The organism is Collinsella sp. CLA-ER-H9 (genome assembly GCF_040092295.1).
Taxonomy (GTDB): domain Bacteria; phylum Actinomycetota; class Coriobacteriia; order Coriobacteriales; family Coriobacteriaceae; genus Collinsella.
This window is the reverse complement of the sequence record NZ_JBBNLV010000001.1, coordinates 401493-425388: the sequence shown is the minus strand read 5'-3', so window position 1 is coordinate 425388 and position 23896 is coordinate 401493. Positions and strand designations below refer to the sequence as shown.

Below are 23896 nucleotides of genomic sequence, written 5' to 3'. Positions count from 1 at the left end.
TCTCAGTCCCAATCTGGCCGGTCGGTCTCTCAACCCGGCTACCCGTTGTCGGCACGGTGGGCCGTCACCCCGCCGTCTACCTGATGGGCCGCGGAGCCATCCCCTCCCGTCGGGGCTTTAGCCGGGGTGCCATGCGGCACCCCGGGGTATCCGGTATTACCCGTCCTTTCGGGCGGCTATCCCGGGGGAGGGGGCAGGTTCTCCACGTGTTACTCAGCCGTTCGCCACTCGCTTCTATCCGAAGATAGGTGCCGTTCGACTTGCATGTGTTAGGCGCGCCGCCAGCGTTCATCCTGAGCCAGGATCGAACTCTCCGTCCAAAATAAATGGGCTTCGAGCCCGTCCGGTCCTCACAACTGTTACGCTGATCGGTTCCGTTCGATTCATATGGTTTTAGTATAGGAAAAGGAATTTCTCGGGGCCGCCTCTCGGCGGCCTTGCGAAAAACAAATCCAAGTTAGACCATTTCAAATGGTTCGATGTCTGCCCGGATGCGACACATCTGGTGTGTCCATCCTCGCAGTATCCGGTTCTCAAGGTGCACGCCCCGCGGCTGATCCGGTCTCACCGGGCCGCGCGGCAAGGAGATATATTGCCAGACCGGAGGGGGCCCCGGGGGCGGGAATCATGCACTCCATATTTTGTTCACAAATGAATAGAACCCTCAGTTGCTTCACTGAGGCCGTATTCGAAGCAGCAGCTTCTGATATTGGCGATGACCAGCTGGTTTATAGGTGTTAAGGCATCGGTCATCTCTGGTGCGCCACTTTACTCCAAAAGCATCAGCTATTTGTTTCCCGTCGGTAAAAGGCAGGTTTTGTTCGCCAAGCGTTCTTATATATAGAGAAGTTCGGGTTCGAACCCGTACACCGGCAACAAAAAAGCGACCAACCGAAGTTGATCGCTTTCAATTCTATGCTGGAGCATCTAGAGGGTGTTTCCGAACTCATTTTCTCGCTGCCATTCATGCTTTCGAAGCATCGTTCGACCTCCGCAGCCTCATGTTTTGAGGATCTGCCGTGTTTATCACTGTTATTAATGAGTGTGTGGAAGTGATCCTCATACAGATACGTCGATCCGCCAGATAACTGAGAAGCATCTTTCTGCAGCCCTCGTTGTCTATCCTCACATCTCTCAGGTCTTCCGGAAATTCACAAGCAGTCTTAGGGTCAATTTGTTTCTGCTTTCAGAGACTTGTTTGAGAGTTTTTAAAGACAGTTCAAAACAATAAGTGAGACACCATAAAGCAGAGCAAGATGTGCCGGATAGAAAATGTAGAAGAAATATTTCAGCTTCAGCCCTCGCTTGCCATTATAAAGATTGATAAGCAGCAACGAAACGACCGCGGCGGCAACATCAGGATTTAATACATTAGCTGTAGCAAACTCAAATCCGCCGCCAACTATATGGCACGACGAAAGGAACACTGCGCATACTGCAGCAAAGAACATCTTGGCCTTGTTGTCGTGGAATAAATAGAACGCAGCCACAAGCAGAATGCCATACACACCGCCATCTAGTTTAGTGTATTCAGCTGCCAGTGCCGTCAAAACAATCAGAGCAATTTCTGCGATGTGCCTCTTCCATTTTGAAAGACTTTGTATCTTTTCCAGAACAATCAAAAAGACCAAGGAAAGCAGGAGCTCACACATAACATTTTGTTGCCGAAGGTCAAATAACTGCCCGGTTTGAACGAAATCGTATATGGGCTCCGCAATGATTGCAAAGACAAGCATATTTCGCAGGTACTTCTTTATGTCATGAGTATGCAAAAATCCCTCAACTATCAAAAAGCAAAATAAGGGAAATGCAATTCTGCCAAGAACATGAAGCACATCCGAAGCCTCGCTTAGAATCGCCCATTGTTCGTCTGATATCTGATTGTACGATGCGTGAGTCATGATTCCATTGGTCAGGACGATCCTGCTTACATGATCGAGAACCATCGAGATGGCTGCTATTATCTTTAATGTGCTGCCGCTAATTCCGTATCTATCTGTTTTCATTTCGTTTTCCTTCCTTTGGGTGGGCCGTCAGGGGTTCAGCCTGCTCCGCAGGCGGCCGCTGCGGCGCTCCGCGCCCTTTCGGGTTCGAACCCGTGCCGCGGCAACAAAAAAGCGACCAGCATCCGCCAGTCGCTTTTCTATTCTATGGTGGGCCGTCAGGGGTTCGAACCCTGGACCTTGGGATTAAAAGTCCCCTGCTCTGCCAGCTGAGCTAACGGCCCGCGGGTGGCATTGTACCACGGTCTGGGACTATTCCCAACTCCATTGGCCGTTCTGGAAAATCACAACTTCGCGTCCATCGGGCGTAATGCCCACAATATCGATGTCGTCCGTACCGATCATAAAGTCGACGTGCGTGCTCGAAACGTTGACGCCATGCTCAATGAGCTCCTCTTTGGACATATCATATCCACCCTCAATGCACTCGGGGAAGCCGACTCCCAGTGCAAGATGGCAGCTGGCATTCTCGTCATAGAGCGTGTCATAGAACAGGATGCCGCTTTCGCGAATCGGCGTGTTCTTGGAAATGAGCGCAACCTCTCCCAGATGAGCAGCGCCCTCGTCAGTATCGATGATACTTGCGGGTGTCGCCTTTCCCACACGGGCGTCGTAATCCACCACACGACCGTTCTCGAACTTGATCCAAAAATCGTCGACCTTGTTACCGTGATGGATAAGCGGCATTGCGGAATAGACGATTCCGTCAGCACGCATACGATCGGGCGAGGTGAAGACCTCCTCGGTGGGGATGTTGGGGAAGAAGGGGTGACCGTCGGGGGTCTCGCCCTTACCGCCGGCCCACTCATGCCCCTTCGTCATACCAATTACCAGGTCGGTTCCATTCGAAGCGGTATAGCGCAGGCAGTCGAAACGATTTTCGTTCAGAAAGCGCAGGTTCTTTTCAAACGCCGCATCGTGAAGCTCCCAGTCACTCTCCGGATCTTGGCCGTCAGCACGGGCGGTATGCAGAATCGCAATCCATAGTTTATAGATTGCAACCTCATCGGCGTCTCCCGGGAACACCTCGCGCGCCCAAGCCACGACCGGCGCTCCGGCAATGCACCACGGGTTGATGTTGTAATCCAGTCCGCGGCGGAAAATCTTGCACTGCGTGTTCCTCGCCTTGGAAGCGGCAGCGGGCTTGGCAGGATCGATGCCCTTGAGAGCGGCGGGGTCAGCACCCTCGATAAAGATAAAGCAGGCACCGTCCTGGGCCAGAGAATCCAGCTGTATGCGCTTCCACTCGGGCGTCTGCCCAAAATAGCTTTTCTCGACATGCTCGTACGCAAGCCTCGTCACGGCGTCGTCGGCCCAGATGACCGTCACGTGACCGGCACCGGCGTCATAAGCCTCCGCAACCACCACGCGCGCAAATGATGCGCACTCGACGGGAGACTGAACGACGACCTCCTGGCCGGGCTTAACGTTTACACCCTTGCGGACAACGAGACGCGCATAATTTTTAATCTTGGGCTCAAGGGTCTTCATGCCCTCAAGAGCTTCCTCGACCGTTAGGGCAGCTCGAATCATGTGCCACTCCATCTATCTATAGAACAGTAAAAAGGCGCGCCGCAAAAACGACGCGCCTTATATCTTAGCGATATGTATGGATACAAACGCTACTTCTTCTTGGAGTCCTTCTTGTCCTCCTCGGCAGCCGAGCGCTCGATAAGAGCGTTGAGCTTGTTCTCGGACATGCCCTCGGCCTGCGCGCGGTACATGTTGCGCAAGGGACGAATACGAACGAAGTCGTAGATAAAGTCACCCAGGATGATGACATAGGACAAAACGATGCCGACCATCTGAACAGGACTGGACACCGTGCCGCCGGGAGCGAAGTAGAGCGAAGCCCAAATTGCCACGACGAGTACCATGCCGATGGCGAGCACGGCCCACCAGATACGACGGCGCTTGGTGTAGTCCTCATCCTGCTTGAGAAGAATATTCGACACCGTATAGATACGATCCTCGCGAGCACGCTGCTTGGCCTTGCGGGCGCGCTTCTCCTCCTTGGAAAGGCCTTCCAGGTTTTCACCCTTCTCGAGCTCTTTGCGGCGAGCTTTAGACGAAGCCGGCACGACGCGAACGGAGCTCGCTGCTTGGCGGGCGGGTTTAGCAGATGCGGCGGACTTGCGCGCAACCCCGGTAACTTCGTGGGATTGCGTGCGCTTGTTCGTGGCGCTACGGGTACTCACTTATGCGTTCTCCTTCATGCTTGTGAACTGGGAGCCCGTGATGATCTGGAAGGCCTCGCGATAGCGCTCGGACGTGCCATCGATGACCTCGGCGGGCAGGTGCGGGGTCTCCCCCGTCATATCCCAGTTGGCCTTGAGCCAATTGCGGACGAATTGCTTGTCGTAGCTAGGCTGGATCTTGCCCTCCTCGTAGCTGGCGGCGGGCCAGAAACGGCTGGAGTCGGGCGTGAGGCACTCGTCGATCAGCGTGACCTTGCCATCGATAACACCAAACTCAAACTTGGTGTCGGCAATGATGATGCCACGGGTCGCTGCATACTCGGCAGCAGCCTTGTAGATCTTGAGAGACAGATCGCGAATCTGCGTGGCGATGTCCTCGCCAACGATCTCGCAGCAACGCTCAAACGAGATATTCTCGTCGTGATCACCGATCTCGGCCTTCGTGGACGGCGTGAACAGCGGCTCGGGAAGCTTGGAGGCCTCGGTCAGACCCTCGGGCAGCTGGATGCCGCAGACGGTGCCGTTCTCGTCATAGGTCTTCTTGCCCGAACCGGTCAGATAACCGCGGACGATGCACTCGATAGGAATCGTCTGGGCCTTCTTGACCAGCATGGCGCGGCCTGCGAGGTAGTCACGATACTCGGCAAACTCCTCGGGGAAATCCGCCGGATCGATGGAGACGAGGTGGTTGGGGACGATATCGGCAAACTTGTCGAACCAGAATGCCGAGATGCGGTTGAGCACCTCTCCCTTAAACGGAATCTCGTCGGGGAGAATAAAGTCGAACGCAGAAATGCGATCGGTGGCGACCATCAGCAGGTTTTCGCCGGCATCGTAGATATCACGAACCTTGCCACGGGAATCCGGACGACGCTCCATCGTTGTCACGTGAGTCACTCCTTACCTAAATACGACAGAAATGCGGGTTCTTTCCCGCATGTTTTCGCAAACTCGGAGCGGCAGGAACGCGGCCCCTCCTTCACCGAATAGCGAAAAGCTAGTGCTCCATTGTAGTAGATGCCGCGTCCGCCGTGTGCTCGCGAGGCAGATGAATCGTAAAAGTCGTACCCTTTCCAAGCTCCGACTCCACGGATATGTAGCCATGGTGACGCTCGACGATTTGCTTGGTCACGGCGAGGCCAACGCCCAGGCCGCCGGCTTCGCGGGCGCGGCTGGCATCTGCGCGCCAAAATCGCCCGAAGATGCGCGACAGGTCGTCCTTGGCAATACCGATACCGGTATCCGAAACGGCAATACTGACATGCTTGCGGTCACTGAGCACCGACACCACGACCCAACCGCCCTCGGGGGTGTAGCGCATGGCGTTGCTCATGAGGTTGATGACGCACTGCGTGATCATGTCGGGATCGGCCTCGACGACATCGTCGTGACCTTGGGTCTCGTCAGCAAAGCGCAAGCGCAGATCGCGGTCAACAAATAGGCGCTCCTGAGCGTTGACGATAGACCGCACAAAGGGAACCATGTCCACCGGTTCGAGATTGAGCGGCGCCGTGCTGTTTTCCATACGCGATAGGTCGAGCATCTGCTGCACCAAACGAGCCAGGCGGCGCGTCTCGGAAGCGACCGTCTCCAGATGCTCATCGTCGGTGGGATACACGCCGTCCTGCATGGCCTCGACCGTTGCAAGCATGGCCATGAGCGGCGTGCGAAGCTCGTGTGCGACATCCGAGGTCAGGCGCTTTTCGTGCTTCATATCCTTCTCGAGCGAGGTGGCCATCTCGTCAAAGGTCTCGCCCAGCTGATCGATCTCATCGTCGCCGCGCAAGCCGGTACGAGCGGACAGATCGCCGTCGCGAATTTGCTTGGCCGTGCTGGTAATACGATGAATCGGTCTGGTAAGCATGCGCGACACGAACGATCCGATAACAACCGAGATGCAGACCGCAACAACCGCGGCAAGAGCCATGGCGTTAAAGGTCTTCTCCCTAAACGCAGAATCTGCCTTGGTGAGCAGGGCATCGGAGCCGATGGCCCATAGCTTTACCTGTCCGACATGCTCGCCGGAAGACGTTATGATTTCGACGTTGGCAACGCTGTCGGAGTCGGTGGGCGCCGACGAGACCGGACTATGCGATGCCTTTTTCCCACTCGAGCTGCTAGACGCCGATTCGCTCTCGCGCACATCGGCGGTCGCGCTTGCCGAAGGCCATGAGTCGTCATAAACGACAACGCCTTTCTTGTTGACGACCTGCATACTCAGGTCGTCGGACACCAAACTCGATGTCGCGACCGTGCGCAGCTCGCCCGCAGTCCAATTGCCGTTTTCCTCATACGACGTCGCAAGCTTTTCGGCAGCAGAATTGGCGATCTCGACGATATTGGAGCGCGTGTAATCCGAAAAGACGGTGCCCCACACAACGGAGACAACGCCCACCAGCACCAATACCGTCATGAGCGACGTCAGGGCAAAAGCCAATGCCATGCGCGAGGGATAGCTCATCGCTGGCCGTGAATCGGAACGAGGCGTGTTCCAACTTGCCTTGGAACCCGCCTCGTTCTCCTGCTTGTGCTTTTGTCCGATTTCAAAGCGCGCAGGTGTCATATGTGATTTCCCTATTTCTCGTCCGACTTATCGGTCTTGGCCGGAGCCTCGAAGCGATAGCCGACACCGTGAACGGTGTAGAGCCACTTAGGCTTCTTGGGGTCATCGCCCAGCTTGGCGCGAAGGTTCTTCACATGGCTGTCGATGGTGCGCTCGTAGCCCTCAAAGTCGTAGCCGAGCACCTTCTCGACCAGCTCCATACGGTTATAGACGCGACCAGGATGGCGAGCAAGCGTGGTGAGCAGCTTAAACTCGGAGGCAGTCAGGTCTACTTCCTTGTCCTCGACCAAGATCTTGTGGCCCGAGATATCAATGACCAGATCGCCAAAGTCGAGCACCTCAACGGCAGGCTCGTCTGCCTGGTGAGCACGACGGAACAAGGCGCGGACGCGGGCGACGAGCTCGCGCGGCGAGAACGGCTTGATCAGGTAGTCGTCGGCACCAAGCTCGAGGCCGATGATGCGATCCTCGATCTCGCCCTTGGCGGTAAGCATGATAATGGGCACATCCGAGGTATCGCGAATAGTGCGGCAAACGCGCTCGCCGGGAATCTTGGGGAGCATAAGGTCGAGCACAACCAGGTCAAACTGGTGCTTCTCGAACTCCTCGATCGCAGACTGGCCGTCGCCGACGCCAACAACCCAGTAGCCCTCGCGCTCGAGATAGGCAGCGACAGCGTCACGGATTGCCTTCTCGTCCTCGACCAGCAGAATCTTTTTTGCATCTGAAGCCATAACACGGCCCCCCTGTCTCAATTAGCTAAGAACAAGCCCATTTTAACGCACCTATGCCCACCGAGCACCGCTACAGTGCGGCGGCTCGGCGGGCGGCACTCATAATTACAACGCGCTTATTCCCCCGTTGGCGCCTTTTTAACCCCTCTAAGCTTAAAGAGAGAATAGGCGTGCGGTGACCGTCTCGGGTATACCCTGGCTGTTGCGCACCGTGGCGTACGTAAGGAATGAGTCCGATTTTCCCGCCGTAGCTGGATAATCGCCATACTCCAGGGCTCGGTCGGGCGACAGAAGCGAGCCGTAGGTCTTAGCCGAAGTGTCAATCAAAAAATGCGACGCCTGGACTTTAACCAGGTATTTTTTTTTCCTTCCCGCAACGCACGCGAGCGGCTCACGCGAAAGGAAGAGGTACGGCCCGCCCTCGTTACCGATATAGGTGCCCATATTGCCCAGGCTACCCACACCGTTATACGTCGCCTCAATGGAGAACACGAAGGTGTCGCCCATATACACGGCCTCGAAAGGCGAAACCGACGAAGGAAGCACCAGCTGAGCTCGCTTCGTGTTGTTGCCGTCAGTCAGGTCGATCGCCGTCATACCGTAATAGACGCCCTCATCATTGTGCACGCGGGGCGAGATGGTCAGGATGCCGTCGCTCACACGCGGGGCGGATGCGAAGCGGCCCGTCGACTTCCAGATAGTCTCAGGCTTGGACTCGCTGGGTGACTGACGGTAGCAGTACGAATCGTTACTCGTCTTGCTGCCGCCGGACGAAGGCATCTTATACCAGATGACCGACGACCCATACGCTGTGAAGAGCGGCGGATCGTAGTTTTCGCCACCGCGGTCGAGCTCGACAGCGTTACCGGTAAGGGAGGAGCCTGCAAGGTTTTGCGCATAGAGTTTCCAAGACGCATTGGCAAAGTTCATCTCGACCCACGCGAACACGCCATCACCCGCGCGAACGTCGTAAAACGCATAACCGGTTCCCTCAACGGGATCCTCGATAAGTGTGGTAAGCGAGCCATCGCCCAGGTTGAGCACACCAAGCGTATTGGCATGCAGGGCAGAAGCAGGCGCCATCATCGCGGCAGCGTAGTCGCCATCGCAGTAGTACAGCAGCGTGCCCAGCGGCAGCGTCCACGACGCCGCCGGCTCAAGATCGATATCAACAGCTTCGTACTCATCAGTGATCGAGACAATCTTCGAATCGTCCTTGATAACCTGCGGCTCGCCGGCGGCATCGTCGCTGGTGCCCGTTTTTTTCGAGCAACCGGCAAGCACCGTGGCAGCGCCCGCGGCAGCACCGCCGAGCACAAAGCCACGGCGCGATATTCCATTCTTGATGTGGTCGGCGATACCCATTAGGCGATCTCGGCGCGAGCGGCCTCGATAGCGCGTGTAAGCTGGTCGGCGCAGGAGGTCTTTTTCATACCGCAGGTATTACCGGCGAGAACCTCGATTACGCGATCAGCAGGAGCGCCCTCGACCAGCTTGGAGATAGCCTTGAGATTGCCGTCACAGCCGCCGGTAAACTCAACGCCCAGCACCTTGCTGCCATCGTCAGAGAGATTGAGGTGAATATTGCGAGAGCATACACCCTGCGGCTTGTAGTCAAAACTAATCATTGAGATCCCCTCTCAGAAAGAAATTTCAGACGTCTATTATCCCCGCCTGGGCCGACTTATGATCGCAAGCACCGATTCAACATCCTACGATGCATGGACTCGCGGGGGCAAGATTAGCAGTCCGCACCCTGTGCGTGGACCGTGCGCTTCTCCCGATACATATTGTGGTCGGCGACACGATATACATCGGCCAGCGTATTTCCAGCCGTCTCGACGGTCGCCACGCCAATCGATGCGCTGACCGTCAGGGCCTCATCGCTTACCGCGGCAAGACCGAGACGAAGATCCTGTTCCAGCCCGAGCGCAGACTCGTTGTCAGTATGGGGGCAAACCAGCAAAAACTCGTCGCCGCCAAGGCGCATCGGCAGATAATCCGCACCAGCCACCCGCCGCAGCACGGACGCCGTCCGTCGCAGCAGTTCATCCCCCATCTCGTGACCATAGATGTCGTTGGTCCGCTTGAGATAATTGCAGTCCAACATAATCACGCTCACGGGCAAGTCCTCGTTTACCAGGCTATCTCCGCGCGATTCAAGATAGTTGCGGTTGCGAAGCCCCGTCAGTTTGTCTTGATATGACAGCTCCTCGGCATGCTTGACCATCGATATGTTGTGCGTCGCCACGACGACCGACTCCAGCCGGCCTTGCTCATCGCGATGCTGGGGGACAACCTGTAGCGAGTACCAAGCGCCTCGACAATCTCGCACCTCGGCAGCCAAGTACGGTACGCCCTCCATACGTTCACGAAGCGAACTTACATCTACGAGGCCCACAACCGCTTCGCGGCTTTCGGGGCTCACGATATCCCGGCAGACCGTGTCCATAAAGTCATATGCCTCGCTGTGCTCGGCAAATATCTTCGCCACCGATGGCGACATGTTAATCCCCTCGATCTCAAGCGTGTCGAGATGCAACAGGAGGGTCGACTCATACGTGGTACTGATGGCATTGATGATGCCGAGCTGCTTGTCCTTTTCGGCCAAATTGCGACGATCGGCGACGATACGCACCAACAGCACTACAACCAAAAACACCAGGAACGCCAGTACGCCGGCAGTGATAAATGAAATCCTGCCCGACATGACCTCAGATTTGGGATAGAGCGCAAACAGGCGATAGTCCTTATACGCCGCACGCACGGCATACCAGGTACTTCCCCGATATTCGACACGTGATAAGCCTTCGTCTTTCCAATCAATTCCGCTATCGGCAAGAAGCCGGGCGAGAGCTATATCGACGGTCGAATCGTTTGAAGAAACGATTTGCGCATCGCGCATCACGAACACCGTTGGGCTCTGATGGAATGTGTTGTTCACGAGCACGTCGGCGATCGTATACGAATAATCATCGGCGGGCTCGGGCGCAAGCGATCGATACCCCAGCGCTACGCCATCACCGTACGGAACAACACTCACGGCAAAGTCGACATCTCGACGCTCAACGACCGTCGAGTAGGACACCTTGGAGCCTCGGTACATCGATGCGATCGACGAACAGGCAAGCTCCTCTCGCCATAGCATCAGCGGATCGCGACCGTCGATATCGTAATGAGCGGCCATATGACCGTCGGCGTCCATGACCAACATTCCCGAAAGGTGCTCGGTATGGACGTACTCCTCGACGAGGTCATCGTTGACTTCAACGTGATCAGATGGCAAGAACGTCGCAAACGACTCGAGCGCGGCATCCAAATTGTGCGTCGCCTCGGTTTTTCTTCCCTGTTCATATCGGTCATATTTTTCGCAGGCGTTTTTAAAAACACCATGGTTTCCTGGCCAAACCCAAGCGTTTTATCGAGACAGCGATGCGTGCCGACCACATACAGCAGACCCAACAAAGCAGCGCTGGCCACAACGCAGATAGCCGCGGTGACTAATGCCTTTCGGCGTAAGCGGCGCTCATCATTTGTCATGATTCCGCTCCTTGCCCGTCCGTCGTCGCCCCCGCCTTGTACTTGCCCACAATGCGCTCAATCGTGCCATCTCGATCCATCTCGAACAGCACGGTATTGAGGTTTTTGACGTACTCCCCCTCATAGCCGTCCTCAAACGCGACGCCAAGGTCAACCGTCATAACGTTGTCGGCGAACACACGATACAGGCCGGGATACTGGGCGACGAGGGGACCGAGCGACTGAACGTCCGCCATCCAACAGTCAACATACCCTTTGGCAAGGGCAGCTTTACAGAGTTCGGCAGAGCCATATGATTTGATGCGCACGTCCGGCGAGATTTCCAGATCGCCCGCAAGCAGTCGGCGTTCACTCACCGAACCGGCAATCACTGCAATGGTCTTGCTTCCGTCGAGATGCGCCAAGGACTTGATGCCGCTCGTTTTCTTGGCGGCAACCGAAACCGTTATGGTTAGATACGGCTCAGTCCAGTAATACTCGTCTTCGCGATAACAGGGCGAGTAGTCGCACCACAGACAATCGATATCGCCATTTTTGAGCAGGCGGTCACGATCATTCCAAGATATGTCGATGAATTGCGGCTTGATTCCCGCGCGCTTGCAAGCCTCGCGAGCGATATCGATATCGATACCAGCGTAGTCGCCCGTGGTATCGATATACACATAGGGATCGTTATCCGTAACGCCAATTTTGAGTTCCGGGAGATCTTTATCGGATTCACTCGATGGGGTAGAACTGCTTCGAACGGCATACGTCAGGGCGACCGCACAAACGGCAACAAGGAGTATGAGCACGGACAAGACGATAGCGCCTCGTTTGATACGTCTGGGCACACGACTCTTTTCATCGAAACAGCAGATAAGGTTCATTTTATTACCAGGGGGCCAGTGCAGCAGTGAAAAAAAGCGCCTTGCCCAAAACGGGCAAGGCGCCAATGGCTGAAATGCATCCGCAGGCGGTCGAATTAGGTCAACCCTACTCGAAGCTCAGCTGCTCCCGAATGCACCCCCGACCGCTGCCTCGTTCAGGCCGTTGGCGCCGACCGCGTATCTGGCGGTTTCCGACGCGCCGCACTGCACGCGACACACGGGCTGAAGTCTTTAACGTAAAAGCCCCGTAGGTAAAACGAGTTACCAACGGGGCTTGGACTGAAAGGTCGCGCTTAAACGAGAGGGGCGCCCTAGCGCTCGAGACGTTTGCGCATAAGCGCGAAGGCAATCAGCGAAGCGCCGGCAACGGCCATAATAAAGGCGACAGCAAGGGCCTGGTCGCCCGTGTTGGCGAGCGTACCCTTAGTAGTCTTAGCAGACTTTTTGGTTACCTTGGTCGTCGTCTGCTGACCGGGCTGGGACGGCGTCGCGGGCTGAGTCGGCTCCCCCTTGGCCTCCTCGCCCGTCACCACGTACGTCGAGAAGTGGCTCGTGCGGAAGCAGAGGTAGTCGCCCTCGGTCCACGTATCCATAGCCTGAGTGGAACCATCCTCGGCAACGTAAAGCACCTTGAGATTGGTGAGCGCCTTCATGGCAGCAGTCATCTTGACACGGACGATGAAGGACATGCCTTCGTAGTCCTCGATAACTTCGCCGTCCTTGAGAAGCTTGATATCGAGCTTATCGGCAACCTTGGTACTCCCCTGCTCAAGGCCGGAAATTGTAGCATTGGCGGCGTCGGTAAGATTTGTCGGTTCCTCGACCACAAGAGAGATGCTGTTGTTCTGGGCAATGCCGGCAGCGGCATTGTTCTCGGCGCTTACGCTAACGTCCGTTCCGTCGCTACCTGCAACGCCCGCAATAGTCCTCGCCGCCACAGTAACGGTACAGGTCATTGTTTTGTCACCACAGGTAGCGGTGATCGTGGCGGTACCGGCCTTAAGCGGCGTCACGACGCCGTCTTTGACCGTAGCGATCGACGAGTCGCTGGAGGTCCAGCTCACCGTTGTATCGTCTGCATCTGCAGGAGTCACCGTTGCGGAGAGCTTTGCGGAGGCGTCGCCTACGGTAAAGGAAAGGTTTGTCTTGTTGAGCTCAACCTTCTGGGCGGGATTGGTCACGCTCACCGAAACGGTCTGGGAGAGCGACCCTGCAGTGATGACAAATGAACCAGAACCGGTCTTGAGGGCGACAACGGTGTAGGAGCCATCGCCGTTGTCGACGACCTTAAACGCCTTCGAAGCGCCCGTGTCATCCAGAGCGAGCTTGGTCTCGTCGACCTCACCTGCCAGGGCTCCGGCAAGAGAGGCTTTTACAGTACCTTCTTCACCCTTCGCAAGGTTGAGGGAGGACTGATCGACTGTAAGACTCGTTGCGGGATTAGAGACGGTCACCGCGCAATCCTGAGAATAGGTGCCATCTTCGGTCGAAGCAGTGATGGTTGCGGCGCCCTTGGAAACAGACGTCACTTTGCCGGTTTGATCGACCGTAGCGACGCTCTCGTTACTGGACTTCCAGACAACCGTCTGGTCAGCCTCCGCGGGAACGACCGTTGCCTTAAGCTGCTCGGTTGCAGCGCCCACAAGCGTGACCTTCTGCTTATCGAGCGTGATACCCGTTGCAGGTTGAATAACCGTCACCTTGCACGTGGCACTATATTCGCCGTCCTCAGTGGTAACGGTGATCGTGGCAGCACCGGCCTTGACCGGGGTCACGACGCCGTCCGCAACCGTGGCGACCTCCAGGTCGCTCGAAGACCAGGACACATTCTTATTCGTTGCATTGTTGGGCTCAACCGTTGTGGTCAACGTCGAGGGCTCACCGCCCACAGCAAGCTTAAGATTCGACGCGCTGAGACTGACGCTCGAGACCTTTACGACCGGAGTGGTTACCGTAATTGCATCCGTGGTTGCAGAGACTCCATCAACCGTTGCCGTGATAGTAGCATTACCGTCACCGACAGCAGTAAGAAGACCGTTGCCATCGACGGTAAGGACGCTCTCGTTAGAAGAGGACCAGACAACCTTACTGGCCTTATCGTCAGGGGAAACCTTTGCCTTCAACTGCTGAGTCGTGCCCTTGTCCATAGATGTTGAGTAACCATCCGCAATGGAGACCGTAGTTTTTGCAGGTTCCTCGCCAGGCTTAACGACATGAACGGTCATCGTGTCACAGAGACGACCACCTAAGTACATTGAAACCGTTGCATCGCCGTAACTATGAGGCACTAAATACCCCAAGTAACTGCCACCATTAAACATCGGTCCTTTTACCTCGAGGACATCGGGATTATCTGAAGTGAAAGAATACTTTGCACCGGCATAGGAGTCCATCAATTCCTCAGCGCTTTTGCTCAGCACGCCCTTTGGATATTCAAACCCCCTGTCACATTCCAGCCAAAGCCAATCTTTGGATATACTATCTGAACTGACCTCACAGGGAAATGTATAATCGCTCGACACAAACTTAGCCTTCGAAAGGCTCACTTCCGCAGGGTCGACAACCTCTATCTCAAAGGGATGGTCATTGCCAAGGCCATCACGAGCATGAGCCTTAACGGTGCCAGGCTTTATTGCCTTAAACGAGTTTTCACCATCGATAAGCTCAACAACATCGCTGCTTTCTAGAGAATAGGTTACAGAGCTAACGAGCGAATCCCAATGTGCACGCTGGCATGCCTTCAGTGCTTCATTTGGGGAAACGTTGAGAATGGCAGACAGATAAGAGCTGTCCCCAACCAGCATCTTTTGTTTTTTGTTCCCACGCTCGTTGAATCCAGGCTCCTGATTCTCGGTTACAACATCACATAGCTTCTTCATCTCGGTCTCGCCGTTGCAATAGTCGACAAGAACCTTGGCCTCTTTTGCATCTTTCGCCAACGCCTCGAGTTGCAAAGAAGCGCTTAGCTCAGAAGTTCCATATGAATAATAATTCGAATTCACCCTTGCCTGAACTTTGGAATCCTTTGAGGGATCTTCCTTTATTTCAAAATATGTAGCCGCACGGGTCTCGTCCTTGGGGCGAACGTAAACTGTCCCCTCTAGCAATGCATAGTGCGTGTTCCCGCATTTTTGCGGACAATCATCCGTGTAACCCAGCGTTGCAGTCGTTGTCGTCGCACCGGATTGGTCATAGGATACGAAACTCACCTTAATTGGATTGACATTAGCCACGCTCTTAATCTTAAGAGAACCGTTTAAACTCTCGTCAGCCCTGCTCTTCATGGTTATAGTCGTTGTGCCGACTTTGGTGGGACTAATTGTCAACACCCAATCACGTGATTTATAGCTCACTTTAGCGATATCCTCATCAGACGATGTGATATCGATATCACTGGGGTCAATGGGCGCCCATTCGTGATTTTTATTAAAAAAGGAAAGCCTTCCTTTCACCGTCTGTCCAACAGCGACATCAAATTCTGACCACACATCGCCTGTAGACGAATCGTATGGGAGAAACGATGCACCCATGGAACCATCCTGCGACTCCAGCATGACGGCATCCGCATGCGGGGCGGCCACCGTCAGCCCAAACGTTGCCGCCGTTAAAGCAACGCAGATGCCTGCGGCTATCCTCCAAAACCCTTTTCTCATTCCCCTAAGTCCAATCTCTCGTGAATAAACGCAGCATTCTCCCACACCTTAAAATTGGCTTAAGGATACCCCCCCCCAACGAGCACTTGCAAGCTAATGTTTGCCAGAAGGGGCAAATTAACGGCAAGCGACATTTCTGCAATATACCATCATCCGCTGAAGTATGACTTTCCCGACGCTCCCACGCAAAAGCCCCGTTGATAAACGCGTTACCAACGGGGCTTGGGCTGAAAGGCCGAGCTTCAACGGAGGCCGAAAGTAAACTGATCGGTTTGACTTCGTCCCCAATCGATCAGTTAGAACTCGAGCTGCTCCAGACGATCGAAGACCGTGTCGATGCGGGTGAGGAAGTCCCACGGATCAAAGATCTCGTCGAGCTTCTCCTGGCTGACGGTGCAGCGCGGATCGGCCTCGAGACGCTCCTTAAAGGTGGGGCCAGAGACACAATCCTGCACCTCGTGCCAGGTGGCCATGGCGTTCTCCTGCACAATGGCGTACGCATCCTCGCGGGTGATACCCGTATCGACGAGGGCAAGCAGGACCTTGGAGGAGAAGATGAGGCCGCGGGTCTTGTTGAGATTGGCCATCATGCGGGCCGGATACAGCTGCAGGCCGTCGATAACGCGAATGAGGCACTGGAACATATGGTCAAGCGCGATGAAGCTATCGGCCTGGGCGACACGCTCGGCGGAAGAGTGCGAAATGTCGCGCTCGTGCCACAGGGCGACGTTGTCGAAGGCGACCTGGGCGTTGGACTTCACGACGCGCGACAGACCGCAGACCTTCTCCATGGTGATGGGGTTGCGCTTGTGCGGCATGGCGGAGCTGCCCTTTTGGCCCTTGCGGAAGGGCTCCTCGGCCTCGAGTGTATCGGTCTTCTGCAGGTTGCGGACCTCGGTCGCGATGCGCTCGCAGGTGGCCGCTGTAGTGGCAAGCACGCCGGCAAGATAGGCGTGGTGATCGCGGCTGATGACCTGCGTGGACAGCGGGTCGTGAACCAGACCCAGGTGCTCACAGACGTACTCCTCGACGAACGGCTCGATGGAGCTGTAGGTGCCGACGGCACCGGAGATGGCACCGAAGGCAACGTTCTTGCGAGCATCCTCAAGACGATCAAGGTCGCGCTTGAGTTCCCATGCCCAAGAGCCAAACTTCATGCCGAAGGTCATCGGCTCAGCATGGATGCCATGGGTGCGTCCGGCGCAGAGCGTATTGCGCTCCTCGAAGGCGCGGCGCTTGCAGATCACGCCGAGCTTCTTGACGTCCTCGATAATCAGGTCACAGGCCTGAGTAAGCTGATAGCACAGAGCCGTATCACCCAGGTCGGAGCTGGTCATACCATAGTGAACCCAGCGGCTAGGCTTGGGCTCGCCCTCGGGAACGTCGGCGTCGATGTACTCCTTCATGTTGGTCAGGAAGGCGATGACGTCGTGGCGCGTGACTTCCTCGATCTCATCGACCTTTGCCTTCTCAAAGTTGGCATGGTCGCGGATCCACTGGGCTTCGTCTTTAGAAATGCCGATCTTGCCGAGCTCCGCCTGGGCCTCACAGGCCAAGACCTCGATCTCCTGCCAAATGGCGTACTTGTTCTCGAGGGAGAAGATATGTCCCATCTCCGGGCGGGTATAGCGATCGATCATAGCGGCTCCTTTTTGGTTATTGGCACGTTGGTCGTAACTCAACCATTGTACCGTGCGCAGGTGCAAGTATGGGCAGCAGGCATTAACCTAATATTTTGGGATTGGGATCGGAGTGGGCAAGGGAGGTGAACGGTGGGCACGACTATAGCGGGCAACGAAAGCCCCGCGAACTAATGTAATCCCATCCGTTGTATGTATGATTACATGTGTAATTACACTAGAGGAAGCTGTGCTGTTTGCCGTTTTCTCTGGCAGTTGCCTTCGCATTCAATAGCTAGCAAGAACGTTGAACGTATCGAAGCGTCGGGGCGTACAACCGACTTACGTCCTTATGCGCCGACAACTAATGTAATGAGAGCTATAATTACATTAGTTGCTAATCGAATTACATTATATGGAGTGCCATGATACGGAAAACAAGCGAGATGCCCTCCTTGCTTCTGCGCATCATTGCCGACGTCGAGACCGAGGTCGTCGAATACAAGGCAGCAAAGCAGAACTATGATTTCGAGGACATTGGCAAGTATTTCTCCGCCCTCAGCAATGAGGCAAATTTGCGCAAGGCAGAGTGCGGATGGCTTTTCTTTGGCATTTCAAACGACCGCCAAATAAAGGGGACCGCTTACCGTAAAGAATCCCAAACGCCAAGCGTCGGCCTGCGACGCCTAAAGCACGAGATCGCCCAATACACAAATAACGGCATGACTTTCGAAGAGATTTACGAGTTTGAGGTTGATGGCAAGAGAGTCATTGCTTTCCAGATACCGGCTGGCAGCTTCGCAACGCCAACGACTTGGCACGGAATCCCCTGGTCACGTGAGAATGAATCCCTCGTAGAGATGCCCAAGTTCAAACTCGACGCCATCTACGGGCAGAGTCGACCCGACTGGTCGCGTCAGATTGCCTACGAGGCAAACCTCGATGACCTTGATCCAGAGGCAGTTAGCTTTGCGTGCTCCAAATTCGTCGAAAAGTTCGGAGAAAGCCAGCCCGCCGTTCGCAGCCTCGATGAAGAATCCATCCTCAGCAAGATGGCGCTTGTAATCCACGGCCACGTGAGCAATGCGGCGCTCGTTCTTCTGGGCAAACCGGAATCGAGTGTCTTCCTGGGTGGTATCGAGCCGCGCATCACTTGGACGCTCTACGCGAGCGATGGCTCCACTATGGCCTATGAACACTTTGAGCCGCCCTTCATTCTGCAGGTCGATCGTATCCTGGGAAAGATAAGAAACGAAAAGTATCGCTTCTTCGACCGCGAAGAGACACTGTTCCCCACCGAAGCGCATCGCTACAGCCCAGAAGTTATTCGAGAACTCCTCCACAACGCTATTGCACATCAAGATTTCAGGATGTCGGGAAAGATCAACGTCCTCGAGTATGAGGATAAGCTTGTATTCAAGAACGAGGGTACTTTTATCCCCGAGACGATAGAGAACGCGCTCGCGAGCGGCTACAAACCGCCCTACTACCGTAACCCCCTGCTTTCAAGCGCTATGAACAAAACAGGCATGATGGACCGCAACGCCATAGGCATTCGCAACGTCTTCGACATTCAGCGCAACCGCCTATTACCAATGCCCACCTACGATCTATCTGAGATTGGGCGCGTTGCCGTAACGCTGTACGGTACGGTTCTCAACGAGGACTATTCTCGACTTCTCGCAAGCAATCGAAATCTTGATTTGGTGACAGTGCTGCTGTTGGACCTCGTTCAGAAGGGGTTGCCCGTCACAAAAGAACAGTCGCGCCTACTTCATGAACAGGGCCTAGTTAGAGGCCGTTACCCCAAACTGACGGTCTCAGCCGAGGTAGCAGCGGCCACCGGTGCCCACAGCGAGTATGTGCGAAACAAAGGCGTAGACAACAGCGTCTTCAAGGAACTGATCTTGGAACTCCTGCGCGTGCGCCCATGCTCGAGAGCAGAAATCATCGCGGGCCTGGATCATGCCTTGCCGGCACACCTTACGGCCAAGCAGAAAGGCGACCATGTAAGCTATCTGCTCCAAAGCCTACGGAAGGCGGGTCGCATTACCAACGCCGGAAGCACTTCGGCTGCCGAGTGGCACATAACCGAGTGATACGACTCGCGATTTCGATACTGCCAACCAAGCACATTCCAAGCCAAGTGCGCAACTAGCCCAGAATGTGCCTGACTGCCAGTCGTGATAGGACACATCCTTCGTCGCCTGGCATCGCACAGCGTCAGGCAACAGCGCATATGGTTGATCCAACTGAAGTCGACACCCAATCGGGCATTGCGACCTCGCGAGACGGCAGTCTCATACAACAAAAATAGCTCCCTGCCACTCCATGCATGAGCGGCAGGGAGCGCTCATGGCGGATCATTTCTCAAGTTCCACCTTCCTCAACCGTAAAAACGTCCAATGTCTTAGAGGCCGTTTTCACATTTGTTGGCTTCTTTTTCTTTAATTAAAAATCATCCTTTACCTGCTGATTCGCGATATTTCGCTTGTCTATATCTAGGTATAGACCTATACTAATTCCTATTATGACTAAGCTATGTCCTTGGGAGGTGTCATGCCGTCAGAAGCTCAAAAGCGGGCTGATCGTAAGTACAAGCACGACAAGACCCAGCAGTTCTGTCTGCGGTTCTATCCCGCCGAAGAGGAGATCTGGTCATTCCTCTCTGCGCAGGAGAACAAACAGGGGTTTCTTAAAGATTTGATTAGCCGCGAGATGGGCGGCGCATCGGACGGCCCCGTGCACGTTGGCAGCAACACCAAGGTTGGAAGGACGGAATCGTAATGTCGCAAGTGAGCAAGGCTTCGATCATCCAGCCGGAGACCATACTGGACTTCATCGACGGTGTGACACAGCGCAGGGACACCCCCGAGGAGCGTGTGCGCCAGGAAATCTTGAAGTCCCTCGTTCGTGAGTACGGCTACAAGAAGGAGCAGATCGGGGTCGAGGAGTCGATTAAATTTGGCAGCAACCGCAAGGCGGTCGATATCGCCATATGGGAACCCAACAAGACCCACACCCAAGAGAACATCTACATCATCGTCGAGTGCAAAGACCCCAAGACCAAGGCAAAGGGCAAGAAAGACGGCGTGGACCAGATGCATTCCTATGCGTCTGCCTGCATGAATTCTACCTACGGCATGTGGACCAACGGCGACGAGCTGCTTACCTTCCGTTACGTGGTGGACGATGCTGGCAAGCGCGGCCCCGAGGCCGTGCCCGACCTGCCACATGCCGGCGGCGAGGTGCCCGACGACGCGCCGCGCTTCGACCAACTGCGCCCCGCCGCCAGCGACTCGCTGCTGTACTCGTTCCGTCGCTGCCACAACTACATCGCCGGAAACCAAGGCATCCAAAAGGCCGAGGCATTCCTTGAGCTGCTCAAGATCATATTCTGCAAAATTCAGGATGAGCGCGACTCCGAGACGCCGACGTTCTACATTACGCCGACCGAACGCCAGGGCGCCGCGGGCAAGAAGAAGTGCCGCAAGCGCATCGAGGCACTCTTCGGAAGCGTCAAGCAGTCGTACGAGACAATCTTCAAGGCCGACGAACGCATCGCATTAACCGACGATGTGCTCGCCTACATCGTGGCGCAGCTGCAAATGTATTCCCTGCTCGAGAGTGACGTGGACGTTAAGGGCCACGCGTACGAGACAATCGTGGGTTCCAACCTGCGCGGCGACAAGGGTCAATTCTTCACACCACGCAACATGTGTCACATGATGGTGCGGATGGTCGACCCGTCCGAAAACGACGTCATCCTTGACCCCGCCATGGGCACCTGCGGGTTTTTGGTCACGGCCATGAACTATGTGCTCGAGAAAATCGGCGACTCCGTCGACGCGAGCGGACGCAGCAAGACCGCCAAGCAGGAGGCGCTGATCGCGCGCAAACGCGAGTTCCTGTCCAAGCACATCGTGGGCATCGATTTTGACCCCATCTTGGTGCGCGCTTCCAAGATGAACATGGTCATGAACAACGACGGCACAGGGCAGCTGTTCCACGCAAACTCGCTCGAGCCGTTCTCGGGCTTTGAACCCAAGCTGCAGAAGGCGCTGCGCCTGGACGCCGCCGACGTCGCGGCAAATAAAGCGCTGCAGCCGGGGCACGGAGTTACGGCGATTATGACCAACCCGCCTTTTGGCTCCAAGATTCCCATCGAAGACCCGGCGATTCTGGAATCCTTCGACCTTGGACACACCTGGTCGTGGTCCGAGGAAGATGCCGAATGGAGGATGGAACCTAAGCTCTTCTCATCCCAGCCGCCCGAGATCCTCTTCATCGAGCGATGCGTCCGCCTGCTTGAGCCTGGCGTGGGCGTAGCGGCACTCGTCATTCCCAATGGCATCCTGGGCAATCCAGGCCTCGGCTACGTGCGCCAGTGGATTTTACGCCACGCGCAGATCCTGGGCTCGGTGGACATGCACCCGGATGCGTTCCAGCCCAACGTGGGCGTACAGACATCCGTCCTTGTGCTGCGGCGCTGGGACAGAGAGGAAGAGGCGTACTGCAAGGACGGCACCTTCCAGGATTACAAGATGTTCATGGCCATCTGCGACCACGTGGGGCACGACAAGCGCGGACAGACCACCTACGTGCGCGACGACAACGGTTACCCAATCGTGCGGGAGCAGACCACCGCGGTGACAGGCAAGGTGGGATCCGAGGAGGAGAGCGGCCACACTTCGACGGAGCGTGTGGTGGATGACGAGACGATAGCAATAGCCGATGCCTTCCTTGAATGGAGGCGCGACCAATGACGAACGCACCTTTGGTGAAGAGCATCCGGCTTTCCACCGTGCTGGGCGGCGACGTGCGGCTCGAAGCCTCGACCTACCTGCGCGACGGGTATGGCTTCGTGAGCCTTGCCAACCAGTGCGACAACCACAAGAGGCTTGGCGATCTTGCCGACATCTGGCAGCCGAACAGACTGACGGGGTACACCGTGCCGGAAGGCAAGGGGTTGCCCTTCTTTACCGCCGGCCAGGTGTTCGAGGACTTCCCCCGCGTGAGAAAGTGGCTCGCAGCGCCCTTTGTGCCGCAAGCTGATTCCAGATACGTTAAGCAAGACTGGTTGTTGCTTTCCTGCTCGGGCGTGGTGGGCAACGTTACCGCCGTGTACCCGCACCACATGAACAGGATTATCACGCACGACCTGCTGCGCATCGAGCCGAAGGACCAGGCCGAGTACGGCTGGCTCTACGCGTACATGAAGACGGGCTTCTTCAAGCAGATTGCGCGAGCAGCTCAGTATGGGCACATGATCAAGCACATCGAGGTGGCCCACGCCAACGAGTTTCCGGTCATCATGCCCGATGCGGCCACGCGCAAAGCCATCGGCGACAAAGCCGCCAAGGCCGTGCGCCTGCGCGGCGAAGCATGGAGGCTGCGGGACGAGGCGTTTAAGCTGTTGGAGAAGGAGGTCGGTATTGCTTGTGAGGCAGAAAGTCCTGCAGGAACATGCGTGGTGAGTTTATCCAAAGTTATTGACAACAGATCGCGCCTTGATGCCGACAGTTATGCCGGCTCCATAAGCGCCGTAGACTCATTGGTTGACGTAATGGAGCATGCGCCACTTGCTGAACTTGTAGAGGACGTCGAAGAGCTTCCTCGCTTCAAGCGGTTTTATGGCGATTCCGACGTTCCCTTTGTGGGTGTGTCCGAGATCTTTGACGTTAACGCTCAACCGACAAAATTTGTTTACGCTAAGCTCATTAAAAACTGGGAGCGTTACATCCTAAAGCCGGGAACTCTCGTCATGGCATGCTCTGGTCAAAAGTACGGCATCCTAGGACGAGCTCTTTTGCTCACGGAGAATCATGAGGGAATGTTTGGCAGCAACCATCTGCTGAGAATCTATCCCGACGTTACAAAGATCCGAACTGGCTACCTGCTCGCTTTTCTGAACAGTCCCACCGTTGGCAGGCCGTCGGTCGTTCGTTGCGCATACGGAACCTCGGTGCCTCAACTTAGCCCTATCGATATCAAAAAAATTCGCGTCCCTCGCCTCGGCGCGGACGTCGAATCTGCCATCGCCGACCTTATGGACAGGAGCGTGAGCACCTCGGCCAAGGCTGACCGACTTGAAAACGAGGCTACCAAGCTGGCGCAGGAACAGGTCGATATCGCCATCGAGAAGGTTGTCTCCAACACCTAGTAAGGCGACCTTTTAACCGCCGTTAAGTCCATAGCCTCAACGCAAACAAAATGCAACGCGTATCGTAGTAAGTTGGTTAACGGCATAGCGTGAGAATTCACACTTGGACATTTGCTTTACACTCGCACCCTGTCGGGTTCGAGTCCCGGCGCTTTGTTGAAAAAAGCACGGCACCGAAACGGTGTCGTGCTTTTACTTTTTTGGAGCGGACAACGGGACTCGAACCCGCGAGTGTCAGCTTGGGAAGCTGATGCCTTACCACTTGGCGATGCCCGCATATGTGGAGGATAGTATAACGCGGTTGTCTTGTTCGATACAAGGGTGACGATGCTTGTTTTAGCTGTGGAGAATCGTCCTAAAAACAGGCCAATTGTGAAGATAGGGACCTGTACGTTCTTCTATTTACCGTTGTCTACCTGCAGATTTATTCCATTATCTTTCATAGGCGCCATTTGTCAGATATCGGGCAAGCATTTGGTCAGGTTCCGGTACTTACCCGCATGAACCTTGGGGATAGCCTCATCCTACGCGCCGCGGCCTCCCCGTGCGGCGCA

At 55.5% G+C, this 23896-nt stretch carries 16 protein-coding genes, 2 tRNA genes and 1 rRNA gene; 4 read left to right on the top strand and 15 right to left on the bottom strand.

The window, feature by feature from the left end:
• The 14 genes from AAAX73_RS01745 to purB form a co-directional block, all read right to left on the bottom strand.
• Positions 1 to 320: ribosomal RNA gene (locus AAAX73_RS01745) — 16S ribosomal RNA — on the bottom strand; the annotation flags it as partial.
• A gap of 888 nt (positions 321 to 1208) precedes the next feature.
• Positions 1209 to 2006, bottom strand: coding sequence for a TraX family protein (locus AAAX73_RS01740; protein ID WP_118079975.1), 798 nt, complete (start codon positions 2004 to 2006; stop codon positions 1209 to 1211).
• Positions 2007 to 2151: 145 nt separating this feature from the next.
• Positions 2152 to 2227, bottom strand: a tRNA-Lys gene (locus AAAX73_RS01735).
• A 28-nt stretch (positions 2228 to 2255) separates the two neighbouring features.
• Positions 2256 to 3536: an aminopeptidase gene (locus AAAX73_RS01730; protein WP_349124864.1), complete on the bottom strand. Its 1281-nt coding sequence runs from the start codon at positions 3534 to 3536 to the stop codon at positions 2256 to 2258.
• Positions 3537 to 3625: 89 nt separating this feature from the next.
• The gene (locus AAAX73_RS01725; protein WP_118079980.1) at positions 3626 to 4201 is read right to left on the bottom strand and encodes a hypothetical protein; all 576 of its coding nucleotides are present in this window, start codon (positions 4199 to 4201) and stop codon (positions 3626 to 3628) included.
• The gene (locus tag AAAX73_RS01720) at positions 4202 to 5080 is read right to left on the bottom strand and encodes a phosphoribosylaminoimidazolesuccinocarboxamide synthase (RefSeq protein WP_035136481.1); all 879 of its coding nucleotides are present in this window, start codon (positions 5078 to 5080) and stop codon (positions 4202 to 4204) included.
• Between the two features lie 118 nt (positions 5081 to 5198).
• The gene (locus AAAX73_RS01715; RefSeq protein WP_196026207.1) at positions 5199 to 6764 is read right to left on the bottom strand and encodes a HAMP domain-containing sensor histidine kinase; all 1566 of its coding nucleotides are present in this window, start codon (positions 6762 to 6764) and stop codon (positions 5199 to 5201) included.
• A gap of 11 nt (positions 6765 to 6775) precedes the next feature.
• Positions 6776 to 7498: a response regulator transcription factor gene (locus AAAX73_RS01710; protein ID WP_118079985.1), complete on the bottom strand. Its 723-nt coding sequence runs from the start codon at positions 7496 to 7498 to the stop codon at positions 6776 to 6778.
• A gap of 153 nt (positions 7499 to 7651) precedes the next feature.
• Complete coding sequence (locus AAAX73_RS01705; RefSeq protein WP_349124863.1) at positions 7652 to 8863, bottom strand: hypothetical protein; 1212 nt, start codon at positions 8861 to 8863, stop codon at positions 7652 to 7654.
• Entirely contained in the window at positions 8863 to 9126 is a 264-nt protein-coding gene (locus AAAX73_RS01700) for a TIGR03905 family TSCPD domain-containing protein (RefSeq protein ID WP_089572560.1), read from the bottom strand. Before AAAX73_RS01700 ends, AAAX73_RS01705 begins: the two co-directional genes overlap by 1 nt.
• A 113-nt stretch (positions 9127 to 9239) precedes the next feature.
• Positions 9240 to 10817: a GGDEF domain-containing protein gene (locus tag AAAX73_RS01695; protein WP_349124862.1), complete on the bottom strand. Its 1578-nt coding sequence runs from the start codon at positions 10815 to 10817 to the stop codon at positions 9240 to 9242.
• A gap of 217 nt (positions 10818 to 11034) precedes the next feature.
• A complete protein-coding gene (locus AAAX73_RS01690; protein WP_349124861.1) occupies positions 11035 to 11871 on the bottom strand; it encodes a transporter substrate-binding domain-containing protein in 837 nt (278 codons plus the stop codon).
• A 347-nt stretch (positions 11872 to 12218) separates the two neighbouring features.
• Entirely contained in the window at positions 12219 to 14132 is a 1914-nt protein-coding gene (locus AAAX73_RS01685) for an Ig-like domain-containing protein (RefSeq protein ID WP_349124871.1), read from the bottom strand.
• Between the two features lie 1724 nt (positions 14133 to 15856).
• Positions 15857 to 17200: an adenylosuccinate lyase gene (gene purB / locus AAAX73_RS01680; protein ID WP_128620138.1), complete on the bottom strand. Its 1344-nt coding sequence runs from the start codon at positions 17198 to 17200 to the stop codon at positions 15857 to 15859.
• A gap of 425 nt (positions 17201 to 17625) precedes the next feature.
• Between purB and AAAX73_RS01675 the strand changes: the two genes are divergently transcribed.
• The 4 genes from AAAX73_RS01675 (at position 17626) to AAAX73_RS01660 (ending at position 23342) form a co-directional block, all read left to right on the top strand.
• Positions 17626 to 19278 (top strand): RNA-binding domain-containing protein, encoded by a 1653-nt coding sequence (locus AAAX73_RS01675; protein WP_349124870.1) that lies wholly within the window; start codon positions 17626 to 17628, stop codon positions 19276 to 19278.
• 460 nt (positions 19279 to 19738) lie between these two features.
• The gene (locus AAAX73_RS01670; RefSeq protein ID WP_349124860.1) at positions 19739 to 19966 is read left to right on the top strand and encodes a hypothetical protein; all 228 of its coding nucleotides are present in this window, start codon (positions 19739 to 19741) and stop codon (positions 19964 to 19966) included.
• Positions 19966 to 21945 carry an N-6 DNA methylase gene (locus tag AAAX73_RS01665; RefSeq protein WP_349124859.1) on the top strand — a complete coding sequence of 660 codons (1980 nt, stop codon included), beginning with the start codon at positions 19966 to 19968 and terminating at the stop codon, positions 21943 to 21945. Before AAAX73_RS01670 ends, AAAX73_RS01665 begins: the two co-directional genes overlap by 1 nt.
• Complete coding sequence (locus tag AAAX73_RS01660; protein ID WP_349124858.1) at positions 21942 to 23342, top strand: hypothetical protein; 1401 nt, start codon at positions 21942 to 21944, stop codon at positions 23340 to 23342. Before AAAX73_RS01665 ends, AAAX73_RS01660 begins: the two co-directional genes overlap by 4 nt.
• 201 nt (positions 23343 to 23543) lie before the next feature.
• On the opposite strand, the gene AAAX73_RS01655 is transcribed toward AAAX73_RS01660, so the two are convergent.
• Positions 23544 to 23618: transfer RNA gene (locus AAAX73_RS01655), tRNA-Gly, on the bottom strand.
• Between the last annotated feature and the right edge of the window lie 278 nt (positions 23619 to 23896).

Excerpts from the sequence above, each read along its gene's own strand:
- AAAX73_RS01740 (WP_118079975.1), bottom strand. The coding sequence starts at position 2,006 with ATGAAAACAGATAGATACGGAATTAGCGGCAGCACATTAAAGATAATA.
- AAAX73_RS01730 (WP_349124864.1), bottom strand. The coding sequence starts at position 3,536 with ATGATTCGAGCTGCCCTAACGGTCGAGGAAGCTCTTGAGGGCATGAAG.
- AAAX73_RS01720 (WP_035136481.1), bottom strand. The coding sequence starts at position 5,080 with ATGGAGCGTCGTCCGGATTCCCGTGGCAAGGTTCGTGATATCTACGAT.
- AAAX73_RS01715 (WP_196026207.1), bottom strand. The coding sequence starts at position 6,764 with ATGACACCTGCGCGCTTTGAAATCGGACAAAAGCACAAGCAGGAGAAC.
- AAAX73_RS01710 (WP_118079985.1), bottom strand. The coding sequence starts at position 7,498 with ATGGCTTCAGATGCAAAAAAGATTCTGCTGGTCGAGGACGAGAAGGCA.
- AAAX73_RS01705 (WP_349124863.1), bottom strand. The coding sequence starts at position 8,863 with ATGGGTATCGCCGACCACATCAAGAATGGAATATCGCGCCGTGGCTTT.
- AAAX73_RS01700 (WP_089572560.1), bottom strand. The coding sequence starts at position 9,126 with ATGATTAGTTTTGACTACAAGCCGCAGGGTGTATGCTCTCGCAATATT.
- AAAX73_RS01685 (WP_349124871.1), bottom strand. The coding sequence starts at position 14,132 with ATGACCGTTCATGTCGTTAAGCCTGGCGAGGAACCTGCAAAAACTACG.
- purB (WP_128620138.1), bottom strand. The coding sequence starts at position 17,200 with ATGATCGATCGCTATACCCGCCCGGAGATGGGACATATCTTCTCCCTC.
- AAAX73_RS01675 (WP_349124870.1), top strand. The coding sequence starts at position 17,626 with ATGCCCTCCTTGCTTCTGCGCATCATTGCCGACGTCGAGACCGAGGTC.
- AAAX73_RS01670 (WP_349124860.1), top strand. The coding sequence starts at position 19,739 with ATGCCGTCAGAAGCTCAAAAGCGGGCTGATCGTAAGTACAAGCACGAC.
- AAAX73_RS01665 (WP_349124859.1), top strand. The coding sequence starts at position 19,966 with ATGTCGCAAGTGAGCAAGGCTTCGATCATCCAGCCGGAGACCATACTG.
- AAAX73_RS01660 (WP_349124858.1), top strand. The coding sequence starts at position 21,942 with ATGACGAACGCACCTTTGGTGAAGAGCATCCGGCTTTCCACCGTGCTG.